Raw genomic sequence first — 19,950 nt, 5'->3', positions numbered from 1 at the left:
AATTTTAATTCCAGTACTCTCTTATCCATGGCGCTTCTTTCCACATATCCCAAGGTCCATTCATAACATCGACCGGATCTGGCTTGCCATGAAAAATAACTATTTTTGCATCTTCAGGAATAACCGCGTAGCCACTTGGCGGTTTCATCAAGCCGATTTTTCTTAGGTATTCACCTAGTCTTCCATAAGATCGTTTAGCGCGCGAGTTGCATTGCTTTTTATAGGATACAACCCATTTTGATGGCCAAGTATTCATATGTTGGGGAATGGCTTCTGCAATCCAGTCTTGATCGCCATGCAGTCGTTCTATTATAGATTCTTTTTCCTCCCAGAAATTGTTCCAAACTTCGGGTAAGGTGCCGATTTCAAGACGGAATACTGAACTATTAAACCCAGACTTCAAATCTTTGATGATTTGAAATTCACCAGGGTTGTAAGTGAATAGTTCGTCAATATTCTCAGTAATAACAACATCAAGATCAAGAAATATGGTTGTGCCTTTGATGTCGTATAACTCTGATTTGAAAAGCATTAGTTTATACCACCAGCCTTTTAATCCGATATCTTCTATTTGGCGAAAATTAATGCCGCTATCGAGATCTTTTGGATCATCGGAAATACAATAAAACTGAATAGGTAGCGAAGTATTTCTTTTAACCATTCTATATAAACGGTTCACGAAGTCGGCAGGGTACTTTGTTCCCCATTTTAGGCAAACGATGTTGTACGATGGTTCAATTGATTTCATCATTATGTCGATTGAATCTAGGATGTGTAATCGGCCAATAATAGCAGTTGGCAGTAATCTTGTACATTTGAAGGTATTCTAATGTCGTAACTGATTTGTAAACTTTAAAGGTCGTTACCTGATCTGTCGCTATATGTTAAGCTGCCGTCAGTTTAATTTCTTAAAGTCACTAGCCATGTCCAGACGAATTCTTGTTATCAAAATGTCTTCATTAGGTGATCTTCTGCATACATTGCCTGCAATTAGTGATGCGGTTGCGGCTGAGCCAGGTTTGATTGTCGATTGGCTATGTGAAGAACCGTTTGCTGATATTGCGCGCTTACATCCAGCGGTACGTAATGTCATCGTTAGTGGTCGAGTACGCTGGAAAAAAGAAGGTTTGAACGGTAAAAATATTAAAGAACGTATAGGCCTTATAAGAAAATTACGTTCTGAGCACTACGATCTTATTATTGATGCTCAAAGCCGTATTAAGTCGGCGCGATTAGGACTTCTATGTCGGGGTACCTTAGTGGGACCCAGTGCTCATACGGCTACCGATAAAGAAACTCGGTTTATGTATAAGCGATCATTTCGCGTTGATATCTCTCAGGGTGCGATCGAATCTTATCGACAGTTGTTCGCACAGGCTCTAGGTTATAAACATAGCGGGTTACCTCAGTTTGGCATTACCAAACACCAGTGGCCTGAGGCATCACTATCTGGGTCTAACAATCTGATCTTCTTTCATGGGACGACATGGGAGTCTAAACACTGGCCAGAAAGTCAGTGGATAGATCTTCTAGCGATAGCTAAAGAAGCAGGAGAGGAGGTGCTTCTTCCATGGTCGAGCGAAGCTGAGAAGGCAAGAGCAGAGCGGTTAGTCGAGTCCGCTGCTTGGGGAACTATTTTACCCAGATTAAGTTTATGGGATCTGGCTGGAGTTATCTCCAAGTGTAAAGGCGCTGTAGGCTTAGATACTGGTTTATCCCATGTTGCGGGCGCAATAGGGATACCTGTAGTGGGTATTTTTGGAAGTACAAATTCGGTATTAACGGGTGTTAAAGGTGCTCTAGCGAAGAATCTTTCTGCGGCTATTGAATGCGCACCTTGTATGTTGAAAGTGTGTCCTATTAACGCAACCACCCCACCATGTTATGAGACGATTACTCCTGAAACCGTTTATTCAGAGTTGGAGAAGTTAGTCGCAGTTAATCAATAGTATGATGCTTTGACAAGTAATCAGAAACTTCATTTGCAGATATCGTTTCGACACCTATTTTCGAAAAAAAGTATTTGAATTCTGCCATCATTGGCGCTTCGGGGTTTGCTATAGATACGAGATTTGCCTTTGGTTTTAACCATTTAGCATTAATCAGTGTCGAGGATATGTCGCCTATGATTATACCGTTGGGAAGTAAAGGTAGAATTGCCTCAAACGGTATTTTGTGTGGTATTACGTAAGCACTGCTATTTTCGCTAGCGTTCAGTATGTCGGGGTTAGTATTTCGTGGATGATATTTTACGCCGATTCTGAAGTTGTCTTTTGTTAGTATTTCTAGCGTGTCTGACATGGATTTACTATAGCCAGATTGACGATTAATAATCGATTCATGTGGCAGCGTAATGATTGCAGTTAGCGTGGCAATGTTTTCTCGACTAGCACCAAAATATTCAACTAATTTTCCGCAAAAATCTTCCAATCTATTATTGTCTACAAAATATTCTTGCAGTGAGATTATTTTTTTTGCTTTTAATTTCTCATGCACTAAATGCGGAAATGCTGCATAGACTTCCGTTATCCATTTAGAACCACCGATGGTTGATGGATTCTTCCACCAAAACCCATAGGTTAGTTTCTTTAGTAGATTATCAACGTATTGATCTGAAAAACTAGAGGATGCTGCGCGACCCACATAGGTGAAAGTACCTTCATCCATGTATATTCCAGAGGCTGGCTGCTTGGCCTTTGCGCAGCAATGCATAGCATACTGAAATTCAATACGGCGATCATTACCAGTGTAGATGCGACTAGGGTGTATTTCTTCAATATAGGATTTTAGCTGACTAAAAATAAGCTTTCTGTTAGCTAATTTCTTTTTTGTCCCTTTAATTTGCCCAGCTGATATGTTCACACGTTTAAAGGGCGAGCCGTCCCAATTATTTAAGATGTCGAAGTAAGGGTTGTTATCGGCGATGGGTTGATCAATCAACCAAATATGATGTTCATACTCTTGCCTGGTGCTGGCAATGGCAACCGCATTAAGGATATGCAGCGGCGTTGAGCAGAGGTAGAGTTCTGTAGACATGTATTTGACTCTTGATGAAAAATCGAATTTTTATGACTTGCAATTATTGCTCTAGCGTATAAATAGAAAGAGGAATGCATAGTTTACTATGCATTCCTCTAATCTGAAGTAACTAACGAGATATTGTCGTTTTAGTACTTATACGCTTCTGGCTTGTACGGGCCGTCAACTTTAACGTTGATGTATTCCGCCTGCTTTGGCGTTAGCTTAGTGATCACGCCACCAAAACCTTCGACCATGTCTTTTGCTACTTCTTCATCTAGCTTCTTCGGTAGCACTTTCACATAGATGCTTTCTGCTTTTTCAGCCTCCATCATGTCGGCAAACTTACGCTCGTACAGATAGATTTGCGCCAATACTTGGTTAGCAAACGAGCCATCCATAATACGTGAAGGGTGACCAGTAGCGTTGCCTAGGTTTACTAAGCGGCCTTCTGATAGCAGTAACAGGTGATCGTCAGAGGCTTTATCACGGTACACTTTGTGAACCTGTGGTTTGATCTCTTCCCATTCCCAGTTTTTACGCATAAACGCAGTGTCGATTTCGTTATCGAAGTGACCGATGTTACATACTACTGCGGCATTCTTGAGGGCTTGCAGCATGAATTGGTCACATACGTTGATGTTACCCGTCGTGGTTACCAATAGGTCGGTTTTGCCCAGCAGGTTAGTGTCGATGCTGTCCATTGTGCCGGTGTTGATACCATCAATGTAAGGCGAAACCACTTCGTAACCATCCATACACGCTTGCATGGCGCAGATAGGATCGATTTCAGTGACTTTTACGATCATGCCTTCTTGGCGTAATGAAGCAGCAGAACCTTTACCCACGTCACCATAACCAATTACTAGGGCTTTTTTACCGCTTAGCAAGTGGTCAGTACCACGCTTGATCGCGTCGTTTAACGAGTGACGACAGCCGTACTTATTGTCGTTTTTCGCTTTAGTCACGGCATCATTCACGTTGATCGCTGGCACTTTCAATTCGCCTTTAGCCATCATTTCTAACAAGCGATGCACACCTGTGGTGGTTTCTTCGGAAATACCGTGAATGCTATCTAGCATAGCTGGGTATTTAGCGTGAACCATTTCAGTTAGGTCGCCGCCGTCGTCTAGAATCATGTTGGCAGCCCAAGGGGTCTTGCCATCTTTTTCAGACATAATCGTTTGTTCAATGCACCATAAAAACTCTTCTTCGGTTTCGCCTTTCCAAGCGAACACTGGAATATTGGCTGCAGCAATAGCGGCAGCGGCGTGATCCTGAGTAGAGAAAATATTACATGAAGACCAACGCACTTCTGCACCTAACTCAACCAGTGTTTCAATCAACACAGCGGTTTGAATCGTCATGTGAATGCAGCCCATGATTTTGGCATTGGCCAAAGGCTTGCTTTCGCTATATTTGCGACGCAACGCCATCAGGGCTGGCATTTCGCTCTCAGCGATTTTAATTTCTTTACGGCCCCAATCGGCCAGTGCCATGTCGGCAACTTTATAGTCAGTAAAGGTTGTCATAATAACCGTCCTTAAAATGGGTCATCGATGTATGCCGACGACCTAAAAAATTGTAATAAGCTTAGAGGCCCGCGGCCGCTTTCAGGGCATCAATCTTGTCGGTACGTTCCCAAGTAAAGGCGGTAAACGTCTTCGTTTTACTCACACCTTGATCGACATAGGTATAGCTGGTTTCAAATGGCTCGCGACCAAAGTGACCATACGCTGCGGTGATCTGGTACATAGGATTCAACAACTCTAGCTGGTTTTGAATCGCGTATGGACGCAGGTCGAATACTTCGCGAATCACTTTCGCTAACTGGATATCTGTGATCTTGCCGGTACCAAAGGTGTTAACTGAAATAGAAGTCGGCTGTGCAACACCAATGGCATACGACACCTGAATCTCGCAACGATCAGCCAAGCCCGCAGCAACGATGTTTTTCGCTACGTAACGACCCATGTAGGCTGCAGAGCGATCCACTTTTGATGGATCTTTACCAGAGAAAGCACCGCCACCGTGACGTGCCATACCGCCGTAGGTATCAACAATGATCTTACGGCCGGTTAAACCGGCATCGCCTACTGGGCCACCAATTACGAAGTTGCCGGTTGGGTTGATGTGATACAAGGTACCTTCATGCAACCATTCGGCTGGTATAACAGGCTTGATGATGTGCTCTAACACTTCAGCGCGCAGTTCTTCTAAGGAGATGCTCGGTGAGTGTTGAGTTGATAGCACCACGGCATCGACTTTTGGTGAGCCGCTTTCCCAGTTAATCGTTACCTGAGATTTCGCATCGGGGCGCAACCAAGGCAGAGTGCCGTTGCGACGTAATTCCGACTGACGCTGAACTAACAAATGCGCGTAGTAAACCGGTGCAGGCATTAAGCTCGGAGTTTCGTTAGTGGCGTAACCAAACATTAAACCTTGGTCGCCAGCGCCTTGATCTTCCGGCTTAGCGCGGTCAACGCCTTGGTTGATATCAACCGATTGCTTACCAATGCCATTTAAGACGGCACAGGTCGCACCGTCGAAACCAACTTCCGAGCTGTTGTAACCAATGCCGGTAATAACATCACGAACGATCTCTTCAAGATCAACGTAACAAGAGGTAGTGACTTCACCAGCGACGACAGCCATACCGGTTTTTACTAAGGTTTCCACCGCAACACGAGCGTATGGATCACGGGCGATGATGGCATCTAATACCGCATCAGAAATCTGATCGGCGACTTTATCTGGATGACCTTCGGACACCGACTCAGATGTAAAAATGGAATATTCGCTCATGGCTGACTCCTATCAAAAATATTACTAACGCTCAGGTGAGCGATGAAATAACCGGAACTGGATTTGAAACCCATTCCTTAAACCTAAAAATTGACTCTGACCTTCGATCAGGCCTGCTTCTGTTGCCCATGCCGTTAAATCGGCAGGGTCGAAGCCTAGCCATAGATCACCGCAAGAATCTTTTGCCCATGCCTGATCATGACGACATAAATCCGTGATCAGTAATGTTCCCTCGGGTTGAAGTAACTCAGCTACTTCGTTAAAAATCGTTTTCGGTGCCGGTACGTGATGCAACACCATATTGGCCACGGCAAATTGATATTTCGCTGCCAATTTACTTGCCAGCAAGTGGGCCGTATCACCGAGTACACAATCGACATTCGTAATTGCGTTTGCCGCTAACGTTGTCTCGGTGCGAGCCAGCATGTCTGGCGACACATCGAGGGCAGTCACTTGGCTAAAATACCGCGCCAGCAAAGGTAAAAATGCCCCTTCGCCAGGACCAATCTCCAAAGCGTAGCCAGCTTGTTCACTATTTCGAGCTCTTGCAGTTAACGAGTCGAGAATGGTCGCTAGTGCATCACCGTATTGGTCGAATGATGCGATTAAATCTTGTTGGTCTTTAAAGTCATTGGCGTGACGAGAGAAAAACTCTGCGCAGGCCTCCGCACGTTCGGCAAGCACTTGCTCTACGGCCATGTCGACTTCTTCATCACTGCTCGCGGCATCAATCGCAATAAAGGTTGCTCGCAGCCACTGGCTCCAGCTATCTGTCGCGGTAATGAGCGGGCGACGATAAAAAATACTATTGCCTTCGCGTTGAGTGCTCACCAATCCCGCTTGTGCCAATACCTTTAAGTGATGGCTCATGCTCGATTGCTTGATATCAAATATCTGACACAGCTCCAACACTCCGAAAGCTCCACGTCCAAGCAGCTTTAAGATGTTCATCCGTAGGGAATCACCGGCCGCTTTACTGGCTTGAGCAAGGTACACAATATTCAAGGAGCTTTCGTTGTTAGCAGGCATGCGGGCAAGTATAACCAGCAAGATATCGTATATCAATTTTTTTCGATATAGATTTTGGCCAGGCCGAGGTACTGTTTTCTTAAGCTACAAGGTTCGGATCTGGTATAAAACTGGGTATGATCATTTAACTGGCGTAAACGGCCACTGGCGTTAGATGGATAAAATAAGAATAACGTCGATAAGCATGAGCATGGCAAAGGAACCGTAATGACAGATATTTATGCGAGCGAAAAGAAAGCGCCTACTAAGTTGCAACAGGCGATAACTCCATTGATGGATGCCTTAGCTGGGGTTGTAAAAACAGATCCAAAGCATTTGAAGTTACTGGTGGCTTGTTTGTTGTGTCGCGGGCATCTCTTGCTTGAAGATGCTCCGGGCGTCGGTAAAACCACTTTAGCTCGAGCATTGAGCCAAGCGCTGGCATTGTGTATGAAGCGCTTGCAGTGCACGCCGGATTTAATGCCATCGGATGTGACTGGCATCAGCATCTATAATGCTCCCGAACATAAATTCCAATTCATGCCCGGCCCTGTATTTACCAATATATTATTAGCCGATGAAATCAACCGTGCGACGCCACGTACCCAATCGGCTTTACTAGAGGCGATGGCGGAGGGCACGGTTACCTGCGATCGCAAGACCTATCCTCTACCGAATCCTTTTATCGTTATTGCCACTCAAAATCCGGTGGAGTTTAGTGGTACCTTTCCGTTACCCGAAGCCCAGCTAGATCGCTTCTTTATGCGCCTGAGCCTAGGTTATCCCGATGCTGAACAAGAACTGGCGATGATGATGGCGCAGATGTCTGGACATCCGTTAGATGAATTAAAGCCTGTACTGAGTGAGAGCTTATTACTGGCTTTGATGGCGCAGATTGAGAAAGTGGTTATTAGCGAACCGACCGCGCGCTATATCAGTGAATTAGTGCGCGCCACGCGCGAGCATGCATCGGTTCGTCTTGGCGCCAGTCCCCGTGGTTCTTTAGCTTTAATGCGAGCCGCTCGGGCGATAGCCGCGCTGGATGGAAAGAAAGCGGTTACTGTGGATATCGTTAAGTCCCTGTTGGAGCCGATATTGAGCCATCGCTTGGTGTTTCGGGATTCGAGTTTAATGCAGCCAGAAAAGCGTAAAGCGTTTTGGGATGCCCTTATTGCTCAGGTCCCAGTGCCTGATTATCCAACTGACGACTTGGTTTAAGCGGCGATACTATGAATTCCTCTGTGAGTGTTGGGGAGTCGCTTAAGCTGCTAGCGCGCTGGCTTAGCAAACATATCAACGCGCCGCGCTTTTTAGTTTTGATGATGGTTGTGTGCTTTTTAATGGCATGGAATCGTGGCATTGATTTGCTGTATGGTATTTGCGCTATCATTCTCGCCTTGTTGCTGGTTTCTTGGGTTATGCCTTGGTGGATGCTGCGCCAATTGCGGCTTAGCCGATCGCAAGTGGGGCTAGCCGAAGTGGGAAGCGAACTCCAACTTCGCTATCGTTTTGCCGGTAAGCCCGCTTGGTATTTATCCGTCGCCGAGCAATTACCGAATATCCCCGAACTACAAACCCATTTTATTGCCTATGCCGATGCAAATACGCCTGTGGCGTTAAATTATTTGTGTGCGCAGCGTGGCATATTCACTCTACCTAAGCCTGAAGTCAGTTGCGGCTGGCCGTTTGGTTTTATCCAGCGACGCTTAACCTTAGTCAGCGAAGATTGTCAGATTATTGTGGCACCAAAACCTGCCGTTATTCGTCGTTTACCTGCGCCTATTCAGGATGCTCAAACAGTTGATGGACAAGAATCGCAGCAGATTTTTAGTGGGAATAGTGATTTCTCTGGTGTACGCAATTATCGGCCGGGCGATTCTTTAAAATCCGTGCATTGGGGCGCATCTGCGCGTCAGCAAAACTTGGTTGTACGTGAGTTTCACGGTCTAGACTGCCCGCGCTGGTTGGTCGTTATTGATGGCAACTCAACTAATAATGTCGGTACTGAAGTAAGTAGCGGGGTGAATAGTAGTTTCGAGTTAGGGGTTAGAATCGCTGCTTCTCTTTTACAATTTGCTCAACAACAGCAGAAAGGGTTAACACTGTCTATTGAAGGTGCACAATCGCGGCAATTTAAAGTGCAGCCTGGTCAGCAGTCGATAGCGGAACATTTACAAGATCTTGCGTGGGTCGCTGCCGATGGCACGCGTAATTACAGTGAAGCCATTCGCGCCGCGCAGCAAGAACAAGGACAGCAGGCAGTATTAATTACCGTGCGCGTTAGCAGCCAAGAATTGCAATTACACTCTCCTGCAGGCCACATTGATATAGTGATTTCTGAGGAGAGCTATCGCTTTCCTATGGCGCAATACAAAGAAGGTTGGACTACCGTCAGCCAGAATCAGTTACGCTTAGATATTCATCAGCTGAGTGATTTAACACGAGTATTTTCGCAATGATTCGGCGTGTACCGGTTATCAATTGGTTTAGTTTGCAGATGACATCTGCCGCGACGGGATGTGCTGCGGTTATGGTCTCTCCTTACGCTGCATTGCTATTTCCGCTATTGCTGCTGTTGGTCTGGTTTACTTTGCAGCTAGGTTGGAAAAAACGACAAGAGCCTGAAAAAAATAAACCTATTGCTGATGGAATAGCCGTACTTGGATTAGGGATCTTCCTCTTTTTATTATTTAAACTTAATTTGCTGGTTGCATTGGGCGCCTTATTATTTGTTGCTGCTTTAGCTTTGAATGTTCAGCTACATACTTATCGACGATTTTATTTTGCTCAGGTGATGAGTTTTATTTTTGTATTGGTGGGCGCAGCCGAGGCGACATCTGGATACTATTTATTGGCAATAACAGCCTATAGTCTTTTTGCTGCGTTTAGCTTAGGGGAAGCTTGGTTAGATCAGGGAGAACAAATCGAGCATTACGAACAAAATAATGTCGTCCTTGTCTCTGCAAGCCAGCATAGGGTTCTTGTCACCTCAGTGATTTTAGTGTTGGCTTTCCTATTTTATCTCATCATTCCGCGTCCTCCGGCGCTAAACTTCGGCGGGCAAGAATCCTCGTCTGGTGACTTCTATCATGATGATGACTGGCAGAAACATGCTGACGACAATGTACCTCCACCACCGAAAAAATCGGCAAGTAACGAGGTAGAAGATCAGCGTTCACGCTTAGATAACTTTAATGAAATTACAGATCTTTCTTCTTACGGCGATGACGGCAGTGACTATGAATATGACGGCTTTAATAGCCAGTTTGATATTCGTGAAACCATGGCAAGCAAGGCTGGTATTGATTTAAATGCTATTGTCGCGCGCATGAAAGCGCCGCACGGCAGCTACTTAAAAGTTCGTACCTTTAATTACTTTGATGGCGAGAGTTGGTCATCTACCAACGAAAATATCAGTCGCAAAGTAAATACCAACTTTATAGGTAAAGTAGACTTAGACGTCACTCGCAAAGGAAATTTCCAGCAAGTTATTACCATCGAAAAGAACATGCCTGCATGGCTTCCTGCCGCCGCTGATCCGGTTTCTATATGGGTGCCCGCGAGTGTGATTGCACTTGATCAATTTAATCAGCCTTTATTGCCGGGAGTACTACGACCTAATACGCGCTATACCGTTAAGTCGGCATTAGAGCTGGTGGATAACCGCCCAATATCGAGAGCGCCGCCGCCAGAAAGCGAAGACCTACAACTCTCCAAAAACTTTGACGGGCGTATACGCAAGTTAGCGCGTGAAGTGACACGCAAACATTCAGGCAGTTATGCCAAAGCCATCGCCCTAGAAACACATTTACGCAGCGAATATCAGTACAGTTTTGCTTCGATTACACAATCACAAGGTCGTACGCCACTGAGCAAATTTCTGTTTGTCGACAAGCAAGGTCACTGTGAATATTTTGCTAGCGCGATGACGATCATGCTGCGCAGCTTAGGTATCCCCGCGCGCTTAGTGACGGGTTTCTCGGTGAACAATAAAAATCCACTGACAGGGTATTTTGAAATCCGCGCAATTGATGGTCATGCTTGGACGGAGGCATGGATTGACGGACGCTGGGTAACGTTTGAACCTACGGCGTATTATCAAATTCCTAGCTCACAAGAAAGTGTTTTTGCCGCAGAGCAGATAAGTCAATACGCTCAGCAAGTGGTGCAGCGTAGCCAAGTCGGGGAAAGCCAAGAGTTTAATCTTGGAGCTTTTCTTAGTGCGTTGTGGCTAGCGCTATACACAGGCGTCGTCATTATTGCGGCCTACATTAAACTATTTTTATTTAATGCTTGGCCTCTACTGCTGCTGATGTGCATGATTCTATTTGCTGGTTGGAGGTTCCAAACTTATTGGCTGCCGTATCTGCATGCTTATATAAGCGCACGTAAAATACAGGCTTACACGCCTAACAATGCGCCTGACGCCCTTTATTTCTATATCTATCACCTGCAACGTATGGCGCAAAAACACACACCAAAACGTCAGTCGTCGGTTGAGATCGAAGATTGGCTCTCGGTCGTTGAAAACCAATATGGTCACTTGTCGGCCATGCGTACCTTAGCCGATTGTGTCCATAATACTTTTTATCTTGGTGAATATTCAGATTTAGAACAAATTCAACAAGCGGCGTTGGCAGCAGTCGAAGAATTGAAGAGCTGATTTCTTATTCTGCCACGTGGTAACTTGTCTTAATCGCGCTCTTACCTCTCTGGTTTCCATGGGGTAGAGTAGCGCACGTTTTATATTGCCGAGGACGTTTTTATGTCTAATACCAACGCGCTGACCCTCTACACCATCAATATGTCGCATTACAGCGAGAAAATTCGTTGGTTGCTAGATTACGAAGATATTCCTTATGTTGAACAGGCGCTCACGCCTGCTATTCATACCTTACCGATGCTGTTAAAAGGTGGTCGAGGTCAGACAACCGTACCGCTGATTCAGCGTGGGAGTATGCGCGTTCAAGATAGTCCGCGAATTGTCGATTGGTTGGCGCAAGAATATGGGCCATTAAAATCTTTACCGGCAGAATCTCTTGCTGAAATCATCGCAATTCAGCGACGCTTTGATGCCGTCGGCAAGGGTGTTGCGCGTTATTTATATTTGCCAGGATTTGCTCATAAAGCACTAATTTTAGATATTTGGACGCAGTTTTCAACACCTTGGGAGAGCCGCATTGTACGTGCTGGTTATCCGATTATTAAGCCTATGTTTAAGCTAAAGCTTAAAATTAATACGAAACATGTCGCAATTGCTGAACAGCGTATTGATGCTGAAATTAAGTGGTTGGAAGCACGCATAAAACAAGGTCGTTATTTGGTGGGTAATAGCTTAACCGTTGCTGATATTACAGCTGCTTCTTTACTTGCACCGTTGGCCTGCCCAGAAGAACATCCGATTTACGGCACGAGTGAATTCCGCGAAAAAATGGCTGGTGTCGCTAAATTGTGGGCCGGCAGCCCAGCATTACAATGGGTTCGCGATATCTATGCTGCCCATCGTGGTCAAATTTGGCAGGTTATGCCCAACGCAGCATAAATGCTGTCATTTCAACTCACGGTCGACTCTTTATGGGCAAGGCTAATTTTGCCCATTGAATCCTTAGGTTAGCGCTATATACTGTACGGATATACATATTATCTACAGTAGCATTTTATGCGCCTGATTATTGCCGAGAAACCAAGCTTAGGCCGCGCAATTGCAGCGGTGCTTCCTCAGCCTCATAGCAAAGGCGAAGGCTTTGTGCGCGCTGCCAACGGCGATGTGGTGAGCTGGTGTATAGGCCATCTGTTAGAGCAAGCTCAGCCAGAAGCCTATAACCCCATATATAAACAGTGGCGGTTAGATCACTTACCGATTGTTCCTGATGAATGGCAGCTTGAAGCTAAGGCGCAAACTCGCAAGCAATTAAGCGTATTGCGTAAACTGGTTAAAGAAGCGGATAGCATAGTGCACGCGGGAGACCCAGATCGTGAGGGGCAACTATTAGTAGACGAGGTTATTGCTTTTTTAAAAGTGCCTGCGACAAAACGCTCATCCATGCAGCGTTTATTGGTGAGTGATTTAAATCCTCAAGCCGTTATCCGCGCCTTGCAACAGCTACGTCCTAATAAGGATTTTATTCCGCTGTCGGTGTCGGCTTTGGCGCGCTCTCGTGCCGATTGGTTATACGGAATTAATTTAACCCGAGCTTATACGTTAAAAGGCCAACAGGGCGGTTTGAAAGCGGTGTTGTCAGTCGGTCGCGTGCAGACACCAATTCTAGGGTTAATTGTGCGTCGAGATAATGAAATTGCCGACTTTATTAGCAAGCCATTTTATGAAGTGTTCGCCGCGCTGCATTTAAATGCCGAACAGCCGCTGAGTTTTTATGCCAAGTGGCAACCCAGCGAATCTTGCCAAGCGCACCAAGACGACGAGGGCCGGGTACTGAATCCTAAGCTTGCACATAATGTAGCTCAACGTATTCGCCAGCAAGCGGCAAGCGTGACCAGTGTTGAGCGAAAATTAAAAAAACAAGCAGCGCCCTTGCCGTATAATTTATCGTCGCTGCAAATTGATGCGGCAAAAGCCTTTGGCTTAAGTGCGCAGCAAGTATTAGATACCTGCCAATCGTTATACGAAAAACATCAGCTGATTACCTATCCGCGTTCTGATTGTCGCTATTTACCGACAGAACATTATGCGCGTCGCAGTGCAGTATTATCCGCCATTGCTAATAGTGCTCATGAACTGGTTAGTGGAGTAGCACAAGCTGACACGCAATATCGCAGTAAAGCGTGGGACGATAAAAAGGTGGAAGCGCATCATGCGATAATTCCTACCGAAAAATCGTTGGATATTCAGCGTTTATCAAAGTATGAACAGAAAGTTTACCAACTGATTGCACGCCAATATGTGATGCAGTTTTACCCTGCGTTTGAATATGCCGACATGCGCATTGAATTAGATATTGCCGGTGGTGTGTTTGTTGCTACCGAGCGAGAAACGATAAAACTCGGTTGGAAACAACTACTTCCGGCTCGTAAACACTCGGATCAAAACGCAGATCAAGATCCAAGTCGTCCATCTTTACCTAAATTAGAAAAGGGACAAGTCTTGTGGAGTGGCGAACCGGATGTGCAAGAAAAAAATACGCAGCCTCCCGCTTACTTTACCGATGCCACCTTACTTGCAGCCATGACAGGAATAGCGCGTTTTGTTAAAGACTCTGAATTGAAAAAAATATTAAAAGAGACGGATGGTCTAGGCACCGAGGCAACTCGCGCCGGAATCATTGAACTGTTATTTAAACGCCGATTTCTACAGCGCGAAGGGAAAAGTATTCGCGCCACGGATTTAGGTAAAGCACTGGTTGCTGCCCTACCCGAAGCCTGTACCTTGCCGGATATGACCGCTCAGTGGGAAAAGCAATTAAATGACATCACCCAAAAGCTATTAAACTACGATCAGTTTATGCAACCTCTTGCTCTTCAATTAGACGCATTAATTAGCCAAGCCAAGCAGCTAGATATCGGACGTTTTGGTGATATTTCCATGCCTGCGTTTAAACCAAGAAGAGGCGGCTCTGCAGTAAGAAAGTCGACTGCACCGCGCAAGTCAGCTAGCCCAGATAAATCAACTAGGTCGGTTAAAACAACGAGTTCGATTAAATTAAAGCGCAAACCTAAAGCTTCTTAATTAAGCTACTAATTGTTAATCCCTTGAGCAACCACTTCGCCTAATTGCCACAAGCGCCACTCACCGGGTTGATAAATATCCCACTCTTCATCATGTGTTAATGGTTCGGTAGCGATAATGCTGACCACATCCGTTGGTGTCGTTTCGGCTGAATGGATGCGTATTTGCTAAGCAAATATCACCGATGTTGTCCTGACGAATATGGCAAATTGCGGTTTTACTTTTGATCGGATGGTGCTGCACTAGCTCAGCTATCTTGGATGAAGAACTAGGGTCTGGGTCGTGAAATGAACGAATGCCTTTACCTTCAAAAAAGGTAACCCCCAGCCATCTTTGTGTGGGCCTGTAGCACCACCGCGCTGGGTCAATCCAGTAAAACTAAAGCAAAGGTCCGTTGGCGTGTTGGCGCTCATACCGAGAAGTTCACACATAGCATTGTCTTTCGTCAAGTGATTGGATACACGCAGTTTAAGGATCGTCTGTATTTTTCGTTATGTTATTTTACTGTATACGCTGGTTTTAGTCGTTTTACTTCAATTGCTGTTCACATATGATAAGACCAGCGATCAATAATAAAAAAACCGAAGGATACGCATTATGAGCTTTCGAGCACTCTTTCTAGCGGCGCTAACTCCAATGTTTGTTGCATGTGGCGGTGATTCTGGTGGTAGCTCATCTCCTGCGATCAATGTAACTATTTCAGAAGATTTAAAAGGTCGCGTAAGCGAACCAGATTTAACTTCAACAGCGGTTGAAAATTACCAAGCCGTTGCTTTGAATACCTTATTGACCGGTTATGTCGTCGAAGACAGCTGGGTCGACGTTTATTACACGGCGGCGATCACTGGGGATGTGGCGGTTGTGCTCTCTAGCGCTGCTGAAAATCTTGATTTAGTGGTATCAGATTTTACTGGTCTGAATACGTTAGCTTCGAGTAAAGGCGACACATCGGATGAAAGCTTAGTGTTTACTGCAACCAGTGGTTTTACCTACCGGGTTCGAGTTAAGTCTGAGGGTGGCTCTGATAACTTCCAAGTTAGGTTTGCAGCGGCTAATCGCGAAACGTTAGGGCTTGCAGAAAATGAATATTTTGTAAAATTCACAACCAGTAATGACACTGACTGCGTTGGGTTAGATTACACCCTTAAAAGTAGAGAGAGCTTAGTTATTAACTGGAGAAACGGTTACATAATTAATGAAAATGAGCGCGTGAATTTTAGCTCAGTAAGTGGCACCACCTTTGTTATCGAAGAAAATAGCAATGATACAATTCTCGGTCTCAATACCGTCAATAACTATAAATTAGAGTTAACGCTTGATACTGAAACCGGATTGATTTCGGGCACCGAATTTAGTGAGAAAGCCTACGCTTATGCTGGTGATAGTCTCGAATGTCGTTTATCTATTGATATGACGGGGCTAATCATCCTGTAAATAAAAAGCCGCAATTAACTCAGTTAATTGCGGCTTTTTATTGCCTACTTATTAAGTAAATAAATTTTACTTAACCAGCGTCAGCCATTCCGCTTTAAACGGTGCTTTACCCGTTACCGTATCGAAGTACATATTCTGTAACTTCTCAGTAACTGGGCCACGGCTACCAGCGCCGATCACACGACCGTCCAATGATTGAATCGGCAATACTTCTGCGGCAGTACCGGTAAAGAATGCTTCATCTGCGATATACACTTCATCGCGCGTGATGCGTTTTTCACGTACTTCAATACCCATTGAGCGTGCCATTTCCATAATGGTACGACGGGTAATACCGTCTAAACATGATGTCAGTTCTGGCGTGTACATAACGCCATTACTCATCATAAAGAAGTTTTCACCAGACCCTTCAGCCACGTAGCCTTCGTTATCCAGTAATAGTGCTTCTTCGCAGCCGCTATCTAATGCTTCACGTAGGGCTAACATGGAGTTCATGTAGTTGCCGTTCGCTTTTGCTTTACACATAGTGATGTTGACATGGTGACGCGTGTAACTAGAGGTACGAATTTTAATACCTTTGGTTTTTGCGTCTTCACCCATGTAGGCCGGCCATTCCCAAGCCGCAACCATGACATGTACTTTTAGATTTTCAGCACGTAAGCCCATACCTTCAGAACCATAAAACGCCATTGGGCGGATATAAGCACTGTTCAGGTTGTTTTCACGCACAGCAGCACGATGCGCTTCGTTAATTTCTTCTTTGCTATACGGCAGCTTCATATTCAGGATATGGGCCGAGTTAAACAGGCGCTGGGTGTGTTCCTGCAAACGGAAAATTGCCGCACCCTGTGCCGTCTCGTATGCCCGCACACCTTCAAAAACGCCCATGCCGTAATGCAAGGTATGAGTTAATACGTGGACTTTCGCTTCGCGCCAGTCAACCATCTCTCCGTCTAGCCAGATCAGACCATCGCGGTCAGACATGGAAGGTAGCATAAGGACCTCACTCAAAATTCGTAAAATGTTGTTGGCCAGCTGACTCAGATTTTAGATATCAGCCTCTAACCAGAGTTTCCACAGTCGGATTACATCGCTGCGTCGTACATCAAAGCCCAGTCTGGATTGGGTGTCATAGTCCAGTAACAGGGATTGCTTCTGTAATGCACGCCGGTGAGTTTCGGCTCGGTAGGACAGGTAGGTTTCCTGCAGGGTCTGACGATCTTTTGGATTCATCAGGCCAACTTGCGCGAAGGCATCCAACAAACGCATGTTGTCTGTAACAGTCAACAGCGCTGGGTGTTGGTGTGACCACGCCAGTACTCCGTATTGAACCAGAAACTCGATGTCAACAATACCCCCCGCGTCTTGTTTGAGGTGAAATTGCTGGCCGCTCGTATCTTTGGAGCCAAGATTATCCCTCATTTTTTGTCGCATGGCTCGCACTTCTTCGCGCAGGGCAGGGATATTACGCGGTCTTGATAAAATGCCTTCGCGCACGGCTTTAGTTGCTGTTGCGAGCGCGGCTTGCCCGCACAATACTCGGGCTCGCACTAAGGCTTGATGCTCCCATGTCCATGCGTGCTTTTCTTGGTATTCGCTGAAGGCTTTAAGCGACGTTACTATCATGCCGGAGTTACCCGACGGACGTAGCCTTAGATCAACTTCATACAAATCGCCGGAGCGGGTTTGCGCGGTGAGAATGTGCACCATGCGTTGGCCCATACGGGTATAAAATACGCCGTTATCTAAGCTGCGCTCGCCGTTAGTCGCTTTGCCAGCAATACCATTGTGAATAAACACTAAATCCAGATCGGAGCTATAACTGATCTCGAGACCACCTACCTTGCCGTAGCCAAGGATAAGAAATTCAGGTTCAGCAACAGCGTCATTATTGGCATCGGTCGGGTAGCCATATTTATCGACCATTTGTTGCCACGCTAGATTCATAACCGTGGTCAGCGTGACTTCGGCCAGCCACGTCAGATAATCACTCACCTGCATTAGTGTTAGCGCTTCCATTACCTCGCAGGCGGCGGCACGTAATTTATGGGCGCGCACAAATTGCCTGAGCTGCTCCATTTGCTGTTCTAAATCATCAGGGTCGATGCGCAACAGGCGAAGGTGGAGTTCTTCGCGTAGTTCAGCCGCGGATGGCAAGCGATATAAGCTAGTAACGTCGAGTAACTCATCTAACAACAGCGGGGTTTGAGTGATGTATTCGGCTACCCAGCTCGATGCATTACATAAGCGCACAAGTTGCTTCAGTGCCTGTGGGTTTTCTTTTAATAACACTAAATAAGCGGTACGACGTAGCACCGCTTCCAATAAAGGAATTAACCGCTCTAGTGTTGTTAGTGGTGCCGTTTGAAGCCATAACTTCTGCAGCAGTAGGGGCATTAATTCTTCTAAACGCTCGCGCCCAACTTGCTGCATATTGAGTACGGCACGGGATTCACGAAAGGTCGAAAGCTTATCTTGTACTTCTTTAGCATTGTCACAGGGATGCTCGGCTAAAAACGTGTCCGCAGCCGCGCCTGTTAATTCACCGTGCCATAAATCTAGCCATGCATGATTGAGCGCCGACGAGTCTTGCCCATTATTCTCATCATTAGCGACAATTTGCGCAAAGTGATGGCTAACATTTTGTCGATGTGTCGATAGCTGTTGTAAGTAGGTTGGCCAATCGTCGCAGTTCATGCCCCAAGCAATACGCGCCTGATCAAGTTCATTTTGTGGCAGCTGTTGGGTTTGTTCGTCAGCCAATGCCTGAATGGCGTGCTCACTGTCACGCAAAAATAAATAGGCACTGCGTAATTGTTCACAGGCTTCAATAGGGAGATAACCTTCTGCGGCAAGGATATCGAGCACGTGGCATAATTCGCGTGTTTGCAGCAGTCGGTCTTGGCCTCCACGAATTAATTGGAAGGCTTGCACAATGAATTCGACTTCGCGAATACCACCAGAGCCAAGCTTAACGTTATCTTCTAAGCCGCGGCGGCGCACTTCCGCATTGATCATATCTTTCATCGAACGCAAAGACGCAAACGCGCTGTAATCAACATATACTCGATAAGTAAATGGACGCAGAATGCCGAGCAATTCTTTCGCCGCAGGGCTGGTTTCGCCATTCATTACGCGCGCTTTGACCATGGCGTAGCGTTCCCAGTCTCGACCTTGGCTTTCGTAGTAATTTTCCAGCGAAGAGAAATTCATCACAAGTGGGCCGCTTTGCCCATAGGGGCGTAGGCGCATGTCGGTGCGGAAGACGAAGCCATCCACTGTCTGTTTATCTAACGCCTGTATTAATTTTTGTCCAAGCTTAACGAAGTATTCTTGGTTACTAATAACCTTAGGGCCAGAGGTATCGCCGCTGTCGGGGTAAGTAAAAATAAGGTCGATATCAGAGCTTAAATTTAATTCGTAAGCACCAAGCTTACCCATACCCAACACCAGCAAATGTTGCTCTTCACCGCTTTCTTTACTCAAAGGCTTGCCATGACGCGCAATCAAATCGGTCGCTAAGAAATCGAGGCTGCGGCAGACGCATTCATCGGCTAATTCAGATAGTACACGGGTGGTATCTAAGGTATTTCCTAAGCGCAGTAGGTCGCGCCAAATAATATGCACCATAGCGCGGCGACGCAGATGGCGTAGCGCGGCATGCCAGTCGTCATCGGTTTTTGCATCTTGGGAAAATTCATTTAGCCACTGGTGAATATCGCCTCGCCCCAACGGTTGTGACAGGGAATCGGTACGCAATGCGTTAGCGAAGTATTCACCTTGATGGGGCAGTGCATCGACAACATAGTCGCTCAAACACAAGACTTTTTGCAGGCGCTGCTGTTGTTCGTGTTCAAGGCTTTGCCAAAGATTGAGCCAATCAAAACCAAGATGGGCGTAAGTATCGACAATGGTGGCTTGAATGTGTTGCCAATGGGCGGATATTGGGCCGGGCAGCATAGTCTTCTTACCTTAAACGATTAGACCATTACTTTAGCTGC

General features: G+C 45.9%; 15 protein-coding genes and 1 pseudogene. 7 read left to right on the top strand and 9 right to left on the bottom strand.

What is annotated here, in order from left to right; genetic code table 11:
- Positions 1 to 4: 4 nt before the first annotated feature.
- Complete coding sequence (locus tag UXZ23_RS05685) at positions 5 to 679, bottom strand: hypothetical protein (RefSeq protein ID WP_320819661.1); 675 nt, start codon at positions 677 to 679, stop codon at positions 5 to 7.
- Between the two features lie 244 nt (positions 680 to 923).
- Here UXZ23_RS05685 and waaC point away from each other — a divergent pair, with 244 nt between their 5' ends.
- Positions 924 to 1,949: a lipopolysaccharide heptosyltransferase I gene (gene waaC, locus UXZ23_RS05680; RefSeq protein ID WP_320819660.1), complete on the top strand. Its 1,026-nt coding sequence runs from the start codon at positions 924 to 926 to the stop codon at positions 1,947 to 1,949.
- Here the strand turns inward: waaC and UXZ23_RS05675 are convergent.
- The 4 genes from UXZ23_RS05675 to UXZ23_RS05660 form a co-directional block, all read right to left on the bottom strand.
- Positions 1,939 to 3,036: a polysialyltransferase family glycosyltransferase gene (locus tag UXZ23_RS05675; protein WP_320819659.1), complete on the bottom strand. Its 1,098-nt coding sequence runs from the start codon at positions 3,034 to 3,036 to the stop codon at positions 1,939 to 1,941. The genes waaC and UXZ23_RS05675 overlap by 11 nt on opposite strands.
- 131 nt (positions 3,037 to 3,167) lie before the next feature.
- The gene (gene ahcY, locus UXZ23_RS05670; RefSeq protein ID WP_320819658.1) at positions 3,168 to 4,550 is read right to left on the bottom strand and encodes an adenosylhomocysteinase; all 1,383 of its coding nucleotides are present in this window, start codon (positions 4,548 to 4,550) and stop codon (positions 3,168 to 3,170) included.
- 61 nt (positions 4,551 to 4,611) lie between these two features.
- A complete protein-coding gene (gene metK / locus UXZ23_RS05665) occupies positions 4,612 to 5,823 on the bottom strand; it encodes a methionine adenosyltransferase (RefSeq protein ID WP_320819657.1) in 1,212 nt (403 codons plus the stop codon).
- Positions 5,824 to 5,847: 24 nt separating this feature from the next.
- Positions 5,848 to 6,852 (bottom strand): metalloregulator ArsR/SmtB family transcription factor, encoded by a 1,005-nt coding sequence (locus UXZ23_RS05660; protein WP_320819656.1) that lies wholly within the window; start codon positions 6,850 to 6,852, stop codon positions 5,848 to 5,850.
- Positions 6,853 to 7,059: 207 nt separating this feature from the next.
- On the opposite strand from UXZ23_RS05660, the gene UXZ23_RS05655 reads away from it, so the two are divergent.
- From UXZ23_RS05655 to UXZ23_RS05635, 5 genes are all read left to right on the top strand, one after another.
- On the top strand, positions 7,060 to 8,049 hold the full coding sequence (locus tag UXZ23_RS05655) for a MoxR family ATPase (protein WP_320819655.1): 990 nt from the start codon (positions 7,060 to 7,062) through the stop codon (positions 8,047 to 8,049).
- A gap of 11 nt (positions 8,050 to 8,060) precedes the next feature.
- Positions 8,061 to 9,290 carry a DUF58 domain-containing protein gene (locus tag UXZ23_RS05650; protein WP_320819654.1) on the top strand — a complete coding sequence of 410 codons (1,230 nt, stop codon included), beginning with the start codon at positions 8,061 to 8,063 and terminating at the stop codon, positions 9,288 to 9,290.
- Positions 9,287 to 11,494, top strand: coding sequence for a transglutaminaseTgpA domain-containing protein (locus UXZ23_RS05645; RefSeq protein ID WP_320819653.1), 2,208 nt, complete (start codon positions 9,287 to 9,289; stop codon positions 11,492 to 11,494). The genes UXZ23_RS05650 and UXZ23_RS05645 overlap by 4 nt, the downstream gene beginning before the upstream one ends.
- A 102-nt stretch (positions 11,495 to 11,596) precedes the next feature.
- The gene (locus tag UXZ23_RS05640) at positions 11,597 to 12,373 is read left to right on the top strand and encodes a glutathione S-transferase (RefSeq protein ID WP_320819652.1); all 777 of its coding nucleotides are present in this window, start codon (positions 11,597 to 11,599) and stop codon (positions 12,371 to 12,373) included.
- Positions 12,374 to 12,490: 117 nt separating this feature from the next.
- Entirely contained in the window at positions 12,491 to 14,515 is a 2,025-nt protein-coding gene (locus tag UXZ23_RS05635) for a DNA topoisomerase III (protein WP_320819651.1), read from the top strand.
- An 8-nt stretch (positions 14,516 to 14,523) separates the two neighbouring features.
- Here UXZ23_RS05635 and UXZ23_RS15625 read toward each other — a convergent pair whose 3' ends face one another.
- Positions 14,524 to 14,643 carry a class II glutamine amidotransferase gene (locus UXZ23_RS15625; RefSeq protein WP_414491460.1) on the bottom strand — a complete coding sequence of 40 codons (120 nt, stop codon included), beginning with the start codon at positions 14,641 to 14,643 and terminating at the stop codon, positions 14,524 to 14,526.
- Between the two features lie 16 nt (positions 14,644 to 14,659).
- Positions 14,660 to 14,946 (bottom strand): annotated as a pseudogene (locus UXZ23_RS05630) (class II glutamine amidotransferase); the annotation flags it as partial.
- Positions 14,947 to 15,112: 166 nt separating this feature from the next.
- On the opposite strand from UXZ23_RS05630, the gene UXZ23_RS05625 reads away from it, so the two are divergent.
- Complete coding sequence (locus UXZ23_RS05625) at positions 15,113 to 15,949, top strand: hypothetical protein (RefSeq protein WP_320819650.1); 837 nt, start codon at positions 15,113 to 15,115, stop codon at positions 15,947 to 15,949.
- A gap of 66 nt (positions 15,950 to 16,015) precedes the next feature.
- On the opposite strand, the gene UXZ23_RS05620 is transcribed toward UXZ23_RS05625, so the two are convergent.
- Together UXZ23_RS05620 and glnE are read right to left on the bottom strand one after the other, a co-directional pair.
- Complete coding sequence (locus UXZ23_RS05620; RefSeq protein ID WP_320819649.1) at positions 16,016 to 16,933, bottom strand: branched-chain amino acid transaminase; 918 nt, start codon at positions 16,931 to 16,933, stop codon at positions 16,016 to 16,018.
- A gap of 63 nt (positions 16,934 to 16,996) precedes the next feature.
- Positions 16,997 to 19,909, bottom strand: a complete 2,913-nt coding sequence (glnE, locus tag UXZ23_RS05615) for a bifunctional [glutamate--ammonia ligase]-adenylyl-L-tyrosine phosphorylase/[glutamate--ammonia-ligase] adenylyltransferase (protein WP_320819648.1) — start codon at positions 19,907 to 19,909, stop codon at positions 16,997 to 16,999.
- Positions 19,910 to 19,950: the final 41 nt, after the last annotated feature.

The sequence above is a fragment of the Thalassolituus sp. genome, assembly GCF_034111725.1.
Taxonomy (GTDB): domain Bacteria; phylum Pseudomonadota; class Gammaproteobacteria; order Pseudomonadales; family Oceanobacteraceae; genus Thalassolituus.
The sequence above is the reverse complement of the archived record's forward strand: the minus strand, read 5'-3'. Positions and strand labels throughout refer to the sequence as shown.

Excerpts from the sequence above, each read along its gene's own strand:
- waaC (WP_320819660.1), top strand. The coding sequence starts at position 924 with ATGTCCAGACGAATTCTTGTTATCAAAATGTCTTCATTAGGTGATCTT.
- UXZ23_RS05675 (WP_320819659.1), bottom strand. The coding sequence starts at position 3,036 with ATGTCTACAGAACTCTACCTCTGCTCAACGCCGCTGCATATCCTTAAT.
- ahcY (WP_320819658.1), bottom strand. The coding sequence starts at position 4,550 with ATGACAACCTTTACTGACTATAAAGTTGCCGACATGGCACTGGCCGAT.
- metK (WP_320819657.1), bottom strand. The coding sequence starts at position 5,823 with ATGAGCGAATATTCCATTTTTACATCTGAGTCGGTGTCCGAAGGTCAT.
- UXZ23_RS05660 (WP_320819656.1), bottom strand. The coding sequence starts at position 6,852 with ATGCCTGCTAACAACGAAAGCTCCTTGAATATTGTGTACCTTGCTCAA.
- UXZ23_RS05655 (WP_320819655.1), top strand. The coding sequence starts at position 7,060 with ATGACAGATATTTATGCGAGCGAAAAGAAAGCGCCTACTAAGTTGCAA.
- UXZ23_RS05650 (WP_320819654.1), top strand. The coding sequence starts at position 8,061 with ATGAATTCCTCTGTGAGTGTTGGGGAGTCGCTTAAGCTGCTAGCGCGC.
- UXZ23_RS05645 (WP_320819653.1), top strand. The coding sequence starts at position 9,287 with ATGATTCGGCGTGTACCGGTTATCAATTGGTTTAGTTTGCAGATGACA.
- UXZ23_RS05640 (WP_320819652.1), top strand. The coding sequence starts at position 11,597 with ATGTCTAATACCAACGCGCTGACCCTCTACACCATCAATATGTCGCAT.
- UXZ23_RS05635 (WP_320819651.1), top strand. The coding sequence starts at position 12,491 with ATGCGCCTGATTATTGCCGAGAAACCAAGCTTAGGCCGCGCAATTGCA.
- UXZ23_RS05625 (WP_320819650.1), top strand. The coding sequence starts at position 15,113 with ATGAGCTTTCGAGCACTCTTTCTAGCGGCGCTAACTCCAATGTTTGTT.
- UXZ23_RS05620 (WP_320819649.1), bottom strand. The coding sequence starts at position 16,933 with ATGTCTGACCGCGATGGTCTGATCTGGCTAGACGGAGAGATGGTTGAC.
- glnE (WP_320819648.1), bottom strand. The coding sequence starts at position 19,909 with ATGCTGCCCGGCCCAATATCCGCCCATTGGCAACACATTCAAGCCACC.